The organism is Phytohabitans sp. LJ34 (assembly GCF_052068095.1).
GTDB lineage: Bacteria > Actinomycetota > Actinomycetes > Mycobacteriales > Micromonosporaceae > Phytohabitans.
The window spans coordinates 286,264-299,558 of sequence record NZ_JBQHDG010000012.1; the positions used below are offsets into that span (position 1 = coordinate 286,264).

Consider the following 13,295-nt stretch of genomic DNA (forward strand, 5'->3'; position numbering starts at 1 on the left):
CCCTTTCCCATACGTCAAGCGAATCGATGTGCAGGAATGTTGCAGTGCTGTGCTGAGATGTTCGGATGGCGCAGGACTACCGCTTCCACCACCTGGCGATCATCGCGAAGAGCTACGACGAGACAGTGAGCTGGTACTGCCGGCACTTCGGCTTCAGCGTGGCGCAGGAGTGGAGCGCGCCGGACATGCTGCCCGGCGCCCGGATGTGCTACCTGCGCAAGGGCTCGTTCTACATGGAGATCATCGGCGACGGCGAGAAGGCCGGCCACCACGCGGTCGCCGCCGATCCGGGGCAGGAGTACCAGATCACCGGATACCGCCACTTCGCGCTGGAGGTCGACGACGTGGACGCCGCCGTCGCGGCGCTGGCCGCCGGCGGGGTGCCGGCGTTCTTCCCGCCGACCGACCTCGACGTCGTCGGCGTCCGGGCGGCCCTCGTCCGCGACCCGGACGGCAACGCGGTGGAGCTCATCCAGTGGCTGTGAGCCGCGGCGCCCGGTGGATCGCCGGGGCGGCTGCGCGCGCGACGAGTGCCAGCAACGGGATCAGGCCGGCGAGTGTCCACGTGAGACCGATCAGCTCGGCCACCCAGCCGATCACGGCGGGCGCGACAAGGATCCCCGTGTAGGTCATCGTGCTGAACCGGGCGACGGCCACGGCCGCCCCCGCGCCGGCCGCGCCATGGTGGCCGACCACGCCGAAGAGCACCGGCAGCGGGGTCGCCAGCCCCACGCCGACCACCGCGAACCCCACCACGGCGACCGCCGGCGACGGGCTCAGCACCACCGCGGCGAGTCCCGCCACCGCGACGAGCGTGCCGGCCACCACGAGCTTTGCCGCGTCACGGCCGGCCTGGAGCCGGTCCCCGACGAGGCGGCCGGCGGTCTGGCACGCGGTGAACGCCAGGTAGCCCAGCGACGCGGCGCCGAGCGGCGCGCCGAGGTTTTCGTGCAGGTAGACGCCGCTCCAGTTGGCGACCGCCGCCTCGACGGTGAGCACGGTGGCACCCATCGCGCCGAACACGACGATCCGCCGGCTCCAGCCATCCCGCGGGCTCGACCGGCGGGCCCGGACGCCGCGCCGGTCCGCGTACCCGGGCAGCAGCAGGCGGCCGCACGCGAGCGCGGCCGGCAGCAGGGCCGCCGCGAGTACCGCGTAGTGCAGTGACCGTGACGTGCCCGCGTGGGCCGCCGCCGACCCGACCAGCGAGCCCACGACGGCGCCGATGCTCCACGCGGCGTGGCAGCCATTCATGATCGGGCGGCCGAGCACGCGTTCGACGGCGACGGCGTGCGCGTTCATGGTCACGTCGAGCAGGCCGTGTACCGCCCCGAACCCGAGCAGCAGGAGCATCAGCGAGACCAGGCTCGGCGCGCCGCCGATGCCGATCAGCGCGACCGGCAGCACGAGGACCGCCAGCCGTACCACCCAGCCGCTGCCGACCCGGGCGGCGAGGGCGCCGGCGCCCTGCATGGCGACCACGGCCGCGACGCCGAACGCGGCGCTGGTCAGCCCGAGCTGGGCGGGGGAGAGGTCGAGGTCGAGCTTGAGCTGCGGCGTGCGCGCCACGAGGCTCGCGATGAGCAGGCCGTTGCCGCCGAAGACCGCGGTGATCGCCCAGCGGGCCCGCATAGCGTTGGAGGAGGTCATACCAACACGACGAATGGGCATCCCCTCGAACGGACAGCGGTCTGTCATCATGGGGGACATGGCTATATTGACGAGCATCACTGTGGGCATGGTGCTGGCGATGAGCGGAGCCACCGCCCCGCCCGTCGAAGACACCCACTGGGTCATCGAGTCGGTCACCGACAGCGCCGGCACCACGCCCATCCCCGCCACGCCTGAGGCGTACGTGGAGATGACCGGCGGCGAGATCACCGGCTTCACCGGCTGCAACTGGATCAGCGGCTACGCCGCCGTCGGCGACGGCACGGTCGCGCTCACCGAGATGGGCACGACCAAGCGCGGCTGCTCCAACTACCCGGAGTGGCTGGAGATGCGGATGCAGTGGGTCCTCGACGACGGCGAGCTGACCGCCGTGGTCGACGGCGACACGCTCACCCTGACCCGCCCCGAGGGCCGCTCCCTCACACTGCGCGCCGCCGACCTGCCCTGACACACCGTTGGGCATCGAGCTAATGATCTAGAGACCTATCGGAGTCGGGGTTCGACCGCCCTATTTAGACAGAGATTTTGAGCTACCGCGACGTGCGTCGTGGTCCAGACCGTTGCTCCCGCGGCCTCACCCGTCCGCCGTTGGTCGCGCACCCCGGTGCGCAACCGGCGGGGGGTGGATCGAGCTCGCGCCTGGCGGTGGTCGATGTTTGTCCACAATGTCTGTTCTCGGATCCGCCGATCCGGGAAAGCGACGGGGGTTTCGTCGCCGCGAGTGACCGCTGCGGCGGTGTGAGCGATCTCGAAGTCTCGCCCCTGGTGGGTTGGTGACGCTGCGTCGGGATGGCGCAGGGGCCGCGAAAGCCCGCCCTTCGGGGCTTGTCTCGCGGGCCTGGCAGTGGAGGGCCGGGGGTTTCGGCGAGCGCTGCGAGCCGCCGGCCGGGAGCGGTGCCCGCGGGAGCATACGGTCCGCGCTGACGCGGACGTGGGCAAATACGCCTCGAAGAAACGCCACGGCGGGCGGCGGCCCTGACCCCGAAACCCCTCTAGGTCGCGAGGCGGCGCAGGAACGACACGAGCGCCGCGTGGTAGGGCGCGATCGTGGAGATCTCCGCGTACTCGTCCGGGCCGTGCTGGCCGTGCCCGCCCACGCCGAACGCCACCGCCGGGATGCCGCGTGCGGAGTAGAACCGGCCGTCGCCCGCGCCGTGCTTGTAGAGGAACGCGCCGCCGTAGCCCTGCTCGCGCGCGGCGTCCCGCAGGTGGGCGATCTCGGGCCGGTCGTGGTCGGCGTGGTGCGGCGCGTCCACGTGGTCGACCGCCACGGTCACGCCCGGCTCGCAGAAGGCGGCGAGGTGCGCGGTGATCGCGCCGGCGTCCGCGCCGGCCAGGTCGGTGTCCTCCGTGGGGAAGCGGATGTCCAGCCACGCCTCGGCCTCGGCGGGGATCTGGTTGAACGCCCGGTTGGGCGTCTCGATCCGGGCCACGTTGATCGTCGTCTGCCACGCCTCCGCCGCCGGCACCGGATAGCGCTCGGTCAGGCGGGTGACCGTACGTACGAGCTTGAGCAGGGCGTTGTCGCCGAGCCACGGGTACGCGCCGTGACCACTGTGGCCGGTCGCGTGCAGGCGGGCGTGGGCCAGGCCCTTGGAGTCGGCCACGATGTCGAGCCGGCTGTGCTCGCCGATCACCACGAACTCGCCGGTGACGCCCTGCTCCAGCTGATGTCCGGTGCCGTCGCGCCCGCCCACCTCCTCGTCCGAGACGAGCTGGAGCGCCAGCGGGTACGGCAGGGTGGCGGCGGTCTCCCGGAACGCGAGTGCCTGCGCCAGCGCGGTGATCTTCATGTCCTGCGCGCCGCGCGCGTACAGCCGGTCGCCCTCGCGCCGCGGCGTGAACTGGGTGGGCGTGGCCGGGACGACGTCGAGGTGCGCGTTGAGCACCACCCGGAAGTCGCGCCGCGCTGGTCCGTGGTGGAGCAGCGCCGAGGGTACGCCGCTCGACTCGAACCACTCCACTTCGAATCCGAGCCCGACGAAGTCGACGACGAACTCGACCGCCCGCTTGAGCTCCTCCGGCCGGTCGGCGGTTGACGGTACGGTGAGCAGCTCTTCGGCCGCGGCGAGAAAATCCTCTAGTTCCACCCCACCATCGTGCCCTCATCCGGCCAGAGCGTGGCGTTCACCGGATATTTGATCAACTTGGCCAGGGTGTGTCCATGGCACACCCGAGACATTTGCTCGCCGCGGCCGCCGCGGCGCTCGTTCTCCTGCCCACGGCCGCGGAAGCGGGCGGCAACGGGCACGGCCAGCCGGTGCGGCAGACGCTCTGGCGCGGCGACTTCGACGGCGCCCGCGGCGCCTGGTCGGTGCAGACCGACGGCACGCCCGCCGGATGGCGCGGCTGGACGTTCGCGCAACGGGACGACTGGTTCGCCGCCGCCGCGCCGGCCGGCGTGGGCTGCGACCCGGAGCAGGACCGGCCGCTGGACCAGCGCTGCTTCCTCGACGGGCGCCAGCAGTTCTCCCGTTCCCGGGGCGTGCTCGCGGTCGCCGACAACGGCGTCGCCGTGGCCAAGGGCGCCGCGGTCGACGGCGACCACCCGGTCAACAGCACGCTGACCAGCCCCGGTGTCCCGGTCAGCGGCAAGCGCGCGGTCGAGCTCGTCTTCTCCTCGCACTGGCGGCAGGCGCACAAGGCCGTCGGTCGGGTGACGGTGGCCTTCGACGGCGGCGCGGAGAAGGAGATCCTGCGCTACTCGGCGGCCCGGATCAGCGCGAACGGCGGCGGCGACGTCATCTCCGGCCAGGAGGTGATCCGGGTCGAGGTGCCGAGCCGGGCACGCAGCGCGGTGATCCGCTTCGGGTACAGCAACAACCGCCCGCAGATGTTCTGGGCGGTGGACGACGTGGTGGTCCGCACGCCGCTGCCGGCGCTGGCCCGCCACGCCAAGCCGGTCACGTTCCAGGTGCTCAGCGACATCCAGGTGGAGGGGCTGCCGTACACCGGCGGCGCGCTCGACCTGCTGCGCCGCGAGGCGCCGGCCGCGAAGGGGCTGATCGTCGTCGGCGACATCATCAGCGGGCCGCGCGAGCAGACCCAGGAGCAGCAGGTCCAGGAGTACGCGGACGTGAGCGCCGCGTTCGCCGGCCACAAGCTGCCCCCGGTGTACCCGGCGATCGGCAACCACGACGTGCGCAGCCGGGTGTTGACCAAGGAGCAGCAGGTCGACAACTTCCTGACCTGGGCCAACCAGTGGGGCGCGAAGATCGACAAGCCGTACTACGAGAAGGTCGTCGGCGGCGTGCCACTCGTCGTGATCGGCGAGGAGGGCGGCGTAGCGGAGGACGAGAAGCAGGACGTCAGCGACGCGCAGATGGCGTTCCTCGCCCAGCGGCTCGCGTACTGGTCGGCCAAGGGCAAGCAGGTGCTGGTGATGCGCCACTACCCGTTCGAGTGGACGGTCTCGGGCACGTACGGCAACTTCTACGAGAACGGCCCGCGCGACTTCGAGATCGAGGCGATCGTCGGGAAGTACCCGAACGTGATCTTCCTGAGCGGCCATACCCACTGGTCGCCGTACCGGCGGGACTGGGCCGCCCAGGTGGTCACGCAGGGCGGGCACCCGGACGGCTACACCGCGGTCAACACCGGCGCGCTGGCGATGGAGTTCGCGCCCAGCCCGGACGACCCGTGGGACGAGGACTCCGCCACCGACCGGCCCGAGTCGCCGGGCGTGCTGACCGTGGCCGTGTACCCGGACCGCACGGTCCTGCGCGCCTTCGACGTGCTCACCGGCGAGCAGATCAACGAGCTGGAGGTGGCCAACCCGGCCGCCCGCCGCTGACCCGCCGCCGAGACGGCCCCGCCCGAGGTCCCCGGGCGGGGCCGTTCTCCGTCACCACAGCCGTTTCAGGTCCAGCATCTTGTACGTGCCGTCGGGGGCCTGCCAGACCTGCACCGTCGAGCGCGACCGCATGCCCTCCATCAGGAGCTCCGACTGCCGGGCGAACGGGTCGTCAAAGCGCTTCCGCTCGATCACCGCGGCCCGGCCGGTGACCCGGTCCCAGACCACCCACCGCTCGCCGATCGGGCCGATCGCGAGCCGCCCTTCGTACCCGGGCTCGAAACCGCCGCGCGACTTCAGCGCGACGAAGCCGCTGCCGTCGAGGTTCTGGATCGCGGCCTCTTCGCCGACGGTCCCGCCGGCGCACCAGGTGGATCCACATGCGACGGTCGCCACCATCTCCTCGTTCGCCTTCCACCGGTACCGCTTTCCGGTGGCGACGTCGATCAGCTCGCCGGTGCGTTCCGGCTCCCCGAACGGCGTGCCCGGGTACTGCGTGGTGATCCAACCCGGGATGGTGGAGAGCCAGTACCCGCGCGATCCCGGCACGTCGGCGACCGGCCCGCCGTCCAGCGGCAGCCGGCGGATCTTCACGTCGTCCTTGCCCTGGCCCGGCCCGTACTCCTCCCAGATCATCGCGTCGCCGGCCAGCACCGCGGTCCCGCTGACGGCCGGGAGGTTGGCGAGCTTCGTCGCCTCGCCGCCGGCCACCGGCGCCAGCCACGCCTCCCGCGCGATCCGGCCGTTTCGCCGCCCCTCCAGAAACCAGACCACCCGGTCGCCGGCCACCCGGGCCGAGGTGACCCGAGGCTGGTTGAGGCCGTCCGTCACGGAGGCGGTCGCCACGCCGCGGATGGCGCCGCTGTCCGGGTTGAAGAGCAGCGGTCCGGCCGCCCGGCCCAGCGGGACGACCAGCACGTCGTCGCCCTCCGTCGTGTCCGCGACGGTGTAGTCCGACCCGTCGGGCAGCCTCTCGGGCAGCTGGCGGACCGCGCCCGGCCAGACCGCCTCCGGCCCCGGCAGCTTCGCGAAGTCGGGGACCTTGTCGGGCGAGAACGAGTACAGCGGCGCGACGCCGTGGCGGGTCTCCGGCCTGGCCAGCGTCACCGCCGCGGTCACCGTGCCGCAGACCACCACGGCCACCGCGGCCGCGACGGCCTGGACGACCCAACCCGAGCGCCGCCGGGGTCGCCCGCCGCCTTCCGCTCGCGCCACGATCCGGGCCAGGTTTGGCGGGGGTACCGGCAGGGTGGCGATGTGGCTCCGGACGGCGGCCCGCACCCGCTCGTTCCGGTCGCGCAGTGGCTCAGTCGTCATCGAGGTGCTCCCTCAGGGTCGCGAGCGCGCGGTGGAGGAGGGACTTGACCGTGCCAGGGCGGCAGCCGAGCGCGTCGGCGATCGCCTGCTCGGGCAGGTCCAGGTAGAAGCGGAGGAAGACGGCGGCCCGCTGGCGGCGGTTGAGCGCGAGCAGCGCCTGGCGTACGGCGGTGCCGTCCTCCGCCGACGGTGTCGACTCCACGGGGGAGCCGCGTGCCACGTGCCGGCGGGCCACGATCAGCCGCCGCCACCACGACCGCGACCGGTTGACCACCACGGTGTGCAGCCAGCCCCGCGGGTCACGGACCTCCGGCCAGCGCCGGTACAGCTCGACGAACGCCTCCTGCACGATGTCTTCGGCGGCCGCCATGCTGTCGGTGATCACGTACGCCAGACGGATCATGCCGTCGTAGTGCGTCTGGTAAGCCGCGTCGAAGTCGTCCAACGCGTTTCGGCCCGTCTCGGGCTCCACTGCCGACGTCGTCACGCTAGCTGGTCGCGCCGGACCCCCGATCGGTTCCGTCCGCCAGGGCATCGGCTTCGTCGAGGTGCGCGCGGTCGCCGAGCAGCTCCCACCGCTGGAGCGCGAGCGGCACGTTTCCCTCACGCCACAGCCGGTCGTGGAAGGCCATGAGGTCGAACGCGTCGCCGTCCCGGCGCTGGGCCACGGCGAGCAGGTCGTGGATCTGAAGCTTGCCGATCTGGTAGCTGAGCGCCTGGCCCGGGTTGCCGGTGAAGAAGGCCGCCTCCTCCCACGCGGTCTGGCGGTCCATCGGCACCAGCGCGGCCAGGCGGTCGGCGACCTCGTCGAGGGTCAGCTCGCCCAGCGCCAGCGCGACGTCCACCTCGACCCGCAGCGCCCGCAGCCGCATCGCGTTGGCCACGAACTCGGCGCTGGCCGGCGCGCCGTCGAAGAGTCCTGAGTGGAGCATCAGCTCCTCGTTGTAGAAGGCGATGCCCTCGTTGGGCGTCGAGTCGTAATAGCGGCGGCGGGCCGGGGCGGGATGCGTCCAGGAGAGCGCGAGCTGCTGCGCGTGCACGCCCTCGTGCGCGATGGCCGTGCGCGGATCGCGGGCCGCCGCGAGTGCGAAGTACGGCAGGTCGTCGCGGGGCGGCGGGACGTACCGCACCGCGTCGTCGTTCCACCGGCTCGCCGAGCCGGCGTAGTGCGCCACGCCCAGCCACTCCAGCCGGGCGAGGTAGTCGGGGATCGGCGCGAACCGGTAGTGGCGCAGCTCCTCCGGCTGGCTGAGCAGGCCGCGCTCCGCGTAGAAGCGGCGCACCTCCGCCTCGCCGTCGCGCTGCCGCTCGACCAGCGCGGCCGGGTCGGCGGCCACGGCGGCAACCGGCGCGCCGCGGTGGCGGCGGCGCAGGATCGCCTCCAGCGCCACCGCGCGGTCCCACTCCTGCCGGCCCATCTCGCGCAGCCGCGCCGCCGGGTAGGGCAGCAGGGCCACCCGGTGCAGGAAGTACGCGAACGCCTCCGGACCCACCGCCGCCGGGCCGGTGAACCCGGGCAGCTCGCCGGTGAGCCACTCGCGAAACCCGCCGAGCGCCTCGGCCGCCTCGCCGGTCGCCTCGACTAGGTCCGGCCCGCCGGGCAGCGCGTCCATCGCCGCGCGCAGCCCGTCCGGGGCGTCCGCGAGCAGGCGCAGCGCGTACGCGGCGAGCGGGGCTGCCGCGCGCTCGCCGAGGTTGTCGCGGGCCTGGCCGAGCAGGACGGGCACCCGCCGCAGCATGGCGGCGAGCGTGGCCGTGTCGACCGGTGGCGGCACCAGCAGCAGGTTGAAGACCGGCACGAGCGCCTGGTCGAGGTAGAAGCACGGGTTGCGCTCCCAGCCGCGGAGCAGCTCGAGCTCCCAGTGCGCCCGCGCGATCGCCGAGCCGAGGAGGCGGCCGTCGACCTGCTCGGCGAGGGGTGCCCCGGCGAGGTCGATCGCCGCGTGCCGGTCGGCGAACTCCCGGGCGGCCTCCCGGCGCTCGGCGATGGCCGCCGCGGACCAGTCGGCGACCCAGCCCGCCGGCCGCTCCACCCGGGTGATGTCGTCGGACGAGTCCGGCTGGGCGGACAGCCGCCACGCCCAGAACTCCTCCGCCAGCGCCTCCAGCCTCACTGTTGCCTCCCCGTTTCGTTGAACACATGCTGCCAGCCCGGCCGTATCTAGAGTGTGACGATGACGACGGCGACGGCACCGCCCACGCCGGCAGCCGGACCCGACGGGAGTCGGCTGACGGTGCCGGTGCGGATACGGCGATGGCTGTATCCGCTGGTGGTGGCCCTGATCCTCGGGCAGATGGCGGTCGCGATGGTGACCGCGGCCGTCCAGCAGACCCCGACGATCGACGAGCCGGTCTACGTCGCGACGGCCGTCTGGCAGGTCCAGGAGCACAGCCTCCGGTACAACCCGGAGCACCCGCCGCTCGGCAAGCTGCTGATCGGCGCTGGGCTGGCGTTTTCCGGAGCCGAGATCGATCCCGGCTTCCAGGGCGACCAGACCGCCCTCGGTCGCCACCTGCTGTACGAGTCCGGTTACGACGCGTGGCGGCTGATGTTGCTCGCCCGCCTGCCGGTGATCGTGCTGACGCTGCTCTTCGGGCTTGTGGTGCTGGCCTTCGCCCGCGACGTCGCCGGGCCGCTGGGCGGGCTCGTCGCGCTCGCCCTGTATGCCTTCTCGCCGGACGTCATCGCGCACGGTTCGCTGGCGACGCTGGACATGCCCACGGTCGGGTTCCTGCTGACCTCGGTGTGGCTTGTCTGGCGGGCGCGGCAGCGCCCCTGGCTCTACGTGCCACTCGCCGCTCTCGCTCTCGGGGCGGGACTGGCGACCAAGATGAGTGCTCTTCCCCTCGTACCCGTGCTGCTTTTGCTTGTGGTCCTGTCGGTGTGGTCCGCGGGCGGGCGGAGCTGGCGTGCCGCGGCGTGGGGTGTCGGGGCGGCGGCCGGCGCGGCGGTGATCGCGGTGGCCGTGGTGTGGGTGAGCTACCTGGCCGTCGACCCGCGGCTGGGCTGGGTGCCGCCGCCCGACGTGCCGGCCAGCGGCGGCCTGCGCGGGCTCGTCGCCGGCCTGCTGCCGCTCCCGGAGGCGTACCGGGACGGGATGCGCATCCAGTTCGGGTTCGAGGACGGGCGGTGGAGCGGCTACCTCTTCGGTGAGGTGTTCACCGGCGGCCGCTGGTACTACCTGCCCGCCGCGCTGCTCGTGAAGTCTCCGCTCGGCGCGATGGCGCTGTGGTTCGCCGGCTCCGTGACGCTGCTCGCGGTGCCTCGGCTGCGACCGGCCGCCCCGTACCTGCTGGTGCCGACCGGCGTGCTGCTCGCCGTCGCGATGACCGGCACGCGCAGCTTCGGCACCCGGTACGCGCTGGTGGTGCCGGTCTTCCTCGCCGTCGCCGCGGCCGCCGTGCTGGTCGTGCGGTGGCGGTGGGCCCGGGTCGGCGCCGGGCTGCTGGTGCTCTTCGTGGCGGTCAGCTCGCTGCGCGCGTTCCCGTACTACCTGCCGTACTCGAACGAGGCCTTCGGCGGCCCGGCCCGAACCCACGAGCACCTGCACGACTCCAATGTGGACTGGGGGCAGGACCTGGGGCGGCTGGCCGACCGGCTCCGCGCCCGCTACGCGGGGGAGCGGATCTGGCTTGTCTACAAAGGAAGCGGCGTGCCGTCGTGGTACGGCATAACGGCGTCCGATCCGCTGGCCGTGCCGGCGGGGGAGGTGCGCGGGCTGCTCGTCGTGTCGGACAGCTCGATCGCCAAGGCCACCGGCCCGCTCGCGGAGCTGATCCGCACGAGCGAGCCGATCGACTCAGTGGGGCACTCGATCACTATTTACCGACGCTGAGGACGAACTTGCCGATCGCGTGATGCTGCTCGATGTGGCGGATGGCGGCGGCGGCCTCGCTCAGCGGGCGTTCCTCTTCGATGACCGGGCTGAGCGTGCCGGCGGCGACCATCGCGCCGAGCTCGGCCAGCTCGTCGCCCTTGGGCGTGGCGACGAGCGGGCGCAGCCGCTGCGACACGAACGGCGCCTTCACCATCATGCCGATCAGGCGCGGCATCGGGCCGAGGAGGTTTCCGCCGCCGCCGAAGGACGAGATGTACATGCCCTTGGGCGCGAGCACCTGGCGCATCGCGGCCAGCGGCTTGTCGCCCCGCAGGTCGAACACGACGTCGAAGAGATCGCTGAGCCTGGTGGTGTAGTCGACCACGGCGTCCGCGCCGATCGAGCGCACGAGCTCGGCGTTGCGGGCGCCGCACGTGGCGGTGACGTGCGCGCCGAGCGCCTTGGCGATCTGCACCGCGAACGTGCCGACCCCGCCGGACGCGCCGTTGACCAGCAGCCGCGTGCCCGCACCCACCCCGCCGAGGCGGATGCCCTGAAGCGCGGTGTTGGCCGCGACCGGCAGCGTGGCCGCCTGCGCGAACGACACCTCGACCGGCTTGGCCGCGAGGTGCTTCTCCTTCGCCACCGTGTACTCCGCGAAGCCCCGCTGGTTGACCTCGCCGAAGACGTCTTCGCCGGGCTTGAAGCCGGTCACACCGGGCCCGACCGCCTCGACGGTGCCGGCGACCGCCCGGCCCAGGACGTTTGCCCGGGGCCGGCGCAGGCCCATGACCAGCCGGATCGCGTGGGGCTCGCCGCGCATGGCGGCCCGGTCGCCGAAGTTGAGCGAGGCGGTGCGTACCCGGACGAGCACCTCACCGGCTTTCGGGCTCGGCCGCTCCACGTCCGCGTAGCGCAGCACCTCGGGCGGGCCGTACCGGTCGTAGACGATGGCCTTCATGTCTCTCTTCTCCCTCAACGCTGGCGGTATTCGCGGACGGCGGTGATGACGGTGCTGAGCAGCGAGGCGACGCAGGTGGCGACGATGGCCCCGTTGGTCCACTTGGCCACGTCGGACGACCAGCCGGCCGCCTCGACGAAGGCGGGGTTGAGGATGTGGTCGTTCGCCGCGAACCAGATGAGCGTCAGCCCGGTGGCGATGTCGGCGACCGCCCGGCCGACCGCGATCGGCACGCTGGGCCGCGCGTAGTAGTACGTGGCGAAGTTGAAGCCCAGGGCGATGACGAGCAGGCCCACGAAGACGTAGATCAGACCGGTGTCCCACAGCCAGGGGTCGAGCGCCCCGATCGGTTCGCCGGCGGCGTCCGTCTTGATCCGGAGCGCCGGCGAGATCAGGATCAGCGAGGTGAACAACACCATCGCCACCGTGCCGGCGATCATCTCCGCGTATCGCGAGCGGCGGCTGACCGGCTCGGGCAGCGCCGCCGGTGTCCACTTCGGAATCGGCAGCGGCTTGAGTGCGGGGACGCGCTCGAAGGCCGCGAAGACGAGCGTGGTCCAGAAGGCGACGTGGAAGCCGGCGGTGAGCGCCGAGCCGACCGCGTCACCGGCGATCGCGGAGGCGCTGTCACCGTCGACCGCCCGCAGCAGCCCCACCACCGCCGCCACCGTGGGCACCACGGTAATGAGCAGCACGCCCAGCAGGCGGGTGTAGTCGAGGAAGTGCGCGGGGCCGATCAGGTGGAGCGGGCGGTCCGCGTAGCCGGCGGCCAGCCGGGCCGGGTCGCCCAGGTCGGTGAGCACCGCCACCTCTGCCTCCGCCGGCTCGGCGCCGGCTTCGAGCCGGTCGTCCATGGCGTCGGCGATCGAGGTACGCAGCTCGCGCTCGATGTCGGGCCGCTGCCGGCTCGGCACGCGGCGGAGGATCGCGTCGATGTAGCGGTCGGTCAGCGTCGTGGTCGTGGTGGTCGTCATGACTCGCCCTTCAGGGTGCGGAACGCGGCGTGCAGCTCGTCCCAGTCGTGGCTCAACGTGTCCGCGAGCTCCCCGCCCAGGTCACTGGTGCGGTAGAACTTGCGCGGCCGGGACTCGTCGGTGTTCCAGTCGCTGGTGAGCAGGCCCTGCTTCTCCAGCCGGCGCAGCAGCGGATACAGCGTGTTGGCGTCGACGGCGAAGCCGCTCCGCTCGAGCAGGTCGAGCAGGGCGTAGCCGTAGTTGGGCTTGCGCAGGATGAGCAGGCAGGCAAGCACCACGGTGCCGCGACGCAGCTCCTGGAGGTGCGTCGAAAGCAGTTCATCGTCGAGCATGCATCACACGATACTGTGCGCCACACACCAATGCAACCCACACATCACTGTGACCCACCCGACGCTGTGCGGCTGTGGGTCGGGGTGGACGGTGGCGGGTGTCGGCCTGGATGGCGTCGGCTCGGTGACCGGCGGGAGTCTGGGTGCCTCGACGCCTGGGCTCAGAGCTGGGTCGCCGGCGAGGTGTCCCGGCGACCTCGGCCACGTCGATCGGGTGGGGCGTCCCAATGCGGCCAGGCTGTGGTCCACGCCGCTTGTGGGCCCGGTGTGAAGGGGTGCAGCGGGTCGATCAGTTGACGCAGAACTCGTTGCCTTCCGGGTCCTGCATGATCAGCCAGAACCCTTCGTCGTCGTCGACGCGGCGGTAGATCGACCCGCCAGCAGCTACGAGCTGGTTTCCGACTGCCTCGATCCGCGCCCGGCGCTCCG

General features: G+C 72.4%; 13 protein-coding genes. 4 read left to right on the forward strand and 9 right to left on the reverse strand.

Annotated features, from left to right (window positions below):
- Window positions 1–65 precede the first annotated feature (65 nt).
- Window positions 66–485, forward strand: a complete 420-nt coding sequence (locus ACTMTJ_RS22780) for a VOC family protein (protein ID WP_441219717.1) — start codon at window positions 66–68, stop codon at window positions 483–485.
- Here the strand turns inward: ACTMTJ_RS22780 and ACTMTJ_RS22785 are convergent.
- Window positions 469–1,650, reverse strand: coding sequence for an MFS transporter (locus ACTMTJ_RS22785; RefSeq protein ID WP_441219718.1), 1,182 nt, complete (start codon window positions 1,648–1,650; stop codon window positions 469–471). The two genes, ACTMTJ_RS22780 and ACTMTJ_RS22785, sit on opposite strands and share 17 nt — an antisense overlap.
- 58 nt (window positions 1,651–1,708) lie before the next feature.
- Between ACTMTJ_RS22785 and ACTMTJ_RS22790 the strand changes: the two genes are divergently transcribed.
- Window positions 1,709–2,119: an META domain-containing protein gene (locus tag ACTMTJ_RS22790; RefSeq protein ID WP_441219719.1), complete on the forward strand. Its 411-nt coding sequence runs from the start codon at window positions 1,709–1,711 to the stop codon at window positions 2,117–2,119.
- 544 nt (window positions 2,120–2,663) lie between these two features.
- Here ACTMTJ_RS22790 and ACTMTJ_RS22795 read toward each other — a convergent pair.
- Window positions 2,664–3,761: a M20 family metallopeptidase gene (locus tag ACTMTJ_RS22795; protein WP_441219720.1), complete on the reverse strand. Its 1,098-nt coding sequence runs from the start codon at window positions 3,759–3,761 to the stop codon at window positions 2,664–2,666.
- A 74-nt stretch (window positions 3,762–3,835) separates the two neighbouring features.
- Between ACTMTJ_RS22795 and ACTMTJ_RS22800 the strand changes: the two genes are divergently transcribed.
- Window positions 3,836–5,464, forward strand: a complete 1,629-nt coding sequence (locus ACTMTJ_RS22800; protein WP_441219721.1) for a metallophosphoesterase family protein — start codon at window positions 3,836–3,838, stop codon at window positions 5,462–5,464.
- Window positions 5,465–5,515: 51 nt separating this feature from the next.
- On the opposite strand, the gene ACTMTJ_RS22805 is transcribed toward ACTMTJ_RS22800, so the two are convergent.
- From ACTMTJ_RS22805 to ACTMTJ_RS22815, 3 genes are read right to left on the reverse strand one after another with little or no spacing between them, the layout of a single operon-like run.
- On the reverse strand, window positions 5,516–6,781 hold the full coding sequence (locus ACTMTJ_RS22805) for a hypothetical protein (protein ID WP_441219722.1): 1,266 nt from the start codon (window positions 6,779–6,781) through the stop codon (window positions 5,516–5,518).
- Entirely contained in the window at window positions 6,771–7,268 is a 498-nt protein-coding gene (locus tag ACTMTJ_RS22810; RefSeq protein WP_441219723.1) for a SigE family RNA polymerase sigma factor, read from the reverse strand. Before ACTMTJ_RS22810 ends, ACTMTJ_RS22805 begins: the two co-directional genes overlap by 11 nt.
- Window position 7,269: 1 nt before the next feature.
- A complete protein-coding gene (locus ACTMTJ_RS22815; protein ID WP_441219724.1) occupies window positions 7,270–8,895 on the reverse strand; it encodes a DUF885 family protein in 1,626 nt (541 codons plus the stop codon).
- A 60-nt stretch (window positions 8,896–8,955) separates the two neighbouring features.
- Between ACTMTJ_RS22815 and ACTMTJ_RS22820 the strand changes: the two genes are divergently transcribed.
- On the forward strand, window positions 8,956–10,617 hold the full coding sequence (locus ACTMTJ_RS22820; protein WP_441219725.1) for an ArnT family glycosyltransferase: 1,662 nt from the start codon (window positions 8,956–8,958) through the stop codon (window positions 10,615–10,617).
- Here ACTMTJ_RS22820 and ACTMTJ_RS22825 read toward each other — a convergent pair.
- The 4 genes from ACTMTJ_RS22825 to ACTMTJ_RS22840 all read right to left on the reverse strand — a co-directional run bounded on the left by ACTMTJ_RS22825 (window position 10,601) and on the right by ACTMTJ_RS22840 (window position 13,278).
- The gene (locus ACTMTJ_RS22825; RefSeq protein WP_441219726.1) at window positions 10,601–11,560 is read right to left on the reverse strand and encodes an NAD(P)-dependent alcohol dehydrogenase; all 960 of its coding nucleotides are present in this window, start codon (window positions 11,558–11,560) and stop codon (window positions 10,601–10,603) included. The two genes, ACTMTJ_RS22820 and ACTMTJ_RS22825, sit on opposite strands and share 17 nt — an antisense overlap.
- Before the next feature lie 14 nt (window positions 11,561–11,574).
- Window positions 11,575–12,534, reverse strand: coding sequence for a permease prefix domain 1-containing protein (locus ACTMTJ_RS22830; RefSeq protein ID WP_441219727.1), 960 nt, complete (start codon window positions 12,532–12,534; stop codon window positions 11,575–11,577).
- Entirely contained in the window at window positions 12,531–12,866 is a 336-nt protein-coding gene (locus ACTMTJ_RS22835) for a PadR family transcriptional regulator (RefSeq protein WP_441219728.1), read from the reverse strand. Before ACTMTJ_RS22835 ends, ACTMTJ_RS22830 begins: the two co-directional genes overlap by 4 nt.
- 289 nt (window positions 12,867–13,155) lie before the next feature.
- Window positions 13,156–13,278 (reverse strand): VOC family protein, encoded by a 123-nt coding sequence (locus tag ACTMTJ_RS22840; RefSeq protein ID WP_441219735.1) that lies wholly within the window; start codon window positions 13,276–13,278, stop codon window positions 13,156–13,158.
- Between the last annotated feature and the right edge of the window lie 17 nt (window positions 13,279–13,295).

Excerpts from the sequence above, each read along its gene's own strand:
- ACTMTJ_RS22785 (WP_441219718.1), bottom strand. The coding sequence starts at position 1,650 with ATGACCTCCTCCAACGCTATGCGGGCCCGCTGGGCGATCACCGCGGTC.
- ACTMTJ_RS22805 (WP_441219722.1), bottom strand. The coding sequence starts at position 6,781 with ATGACGACTGAGCCACTGCGCGACCGGAACGAGCGGGTGCGGGCCGCC.
- ACTMTJ_RS22830 (WP_441219727.1), bottom strand. The coding sequence starts at position 12,534 with ATGACGACCACCACGACCACGACGCTGACCGACCGCTACATCGACGCG.
- ACTMTJ_RS22820 (WP_441219725.1), top strand. The coding sequence starts at position 8,956 with ATGACGACGGCGACGGCACCGCCCACGCCGGCAGCCGGACCCGACGGG.
- ACTMTJ_RS22835 (WP_441219728.1), bottom strand. The coding sequence starts at position 12,866 with ATGCTCGACGATGAACTGCTTTCGACGCACCTCCAGGAGCTGCGTCGC.
- ACTMTJ_RS22800 (WP_441219721.1), top strand. The coding sequence starts at position 3,836 with ATGGCACACCCGAGACATTTGCTCGCCGCGGCCGCCGCGGCGCTCGTT.
- ACTMTJ_RS22790 (WP_441219719.1), top strand. The coding sequence starts at position 1,709 with ATGGCTATATTGACGAGCATCACTGTGGGCATGGTGCTGGCGATGAGC.
- ACTMTJ_RS22825 (WP_441219726.1), bottom strand. The coding sequence starts at position 11,560 with ATGAAGGCCATCGTCTACGACCGGTACGGCCCGCCCGAGGTGCTGCGC.
- ACTMTJ_RS22780 (WP_441219717.1), top strand. The coding sequence starts at position 66 with ATGGCGCAGGACTACCGCTTCCACCACCTGGCGATCATCGCGAAGAGC.